Raw genomic sequence first — 589 nt, forward strand, 5'->3', positions numbered from 1 at the left:
TGCCGAAGCAATAACTGCCAACAAAATAGCCATCACAATCAGGCCCGGAGCCACAATCAAAAGCTCCCTCGTACCCACAAACCTCGTCCATGAGAACGTACTTGCAAGCCACGAATTCACAAACAGATGTAATCCACCCCAAAGCGCTGCCACCGCACCAATCGCGCCCAGCAGAGCAGCCAGCGCACCTTCAATCATGAACGGCAATTGAATAGTAAGACTCGACGCGCCAACGTAACGCATGATCGTCGTTTCCTTCTCACGCGACATTGCCGAAAGACGAATCGTGGTGGTAATCAGCAAAATCGCCGCGACCGTCATAATTCCAGCCAGACCCAGCGACAGATACTTCGCGTTATCAATTACCGCGAACAGCGGCTCCACAATCTCACGCTGATCCTTTACCTCCGCAACGCCCGGAGCACCCGAGAACTCCTCCTCAAGCAGGCGATACTGCTGCGGATCCACCAGCTTCACACGGAAAGACACCCACATCATGTCCTCCGTCAGCCAATGCGTAAACGGCGTGCCCTCGTAAAGCTCCAAGAAATTCTGGTACGTGTCTTCCTTCGACTCGTAGTAATACTCC

Annotated in this window: 1 protein-coding gene; it reads right to left on the reverse strand. The window is 53.3% G+C overall.

Features of this window, described 5'->3' with window-relative positions; all coding sequences use genetic code 11:
* On the reverse strand, positions 1 to 589 hold a 589-nt coding region (locus HMPREF1627_RS00135; protein ID WP_034499712.1), incomplete at both ends, for a permease-like cell division protein FtsX.

Source organism: Actinomyces sp. S6-Spd3, assembly GCF_000758755.1.
GTDB lineage: Bacteria > Actinomycetota > Actinomycetes > Actinomycetales > Actinomycetaceae > Pauljensenia.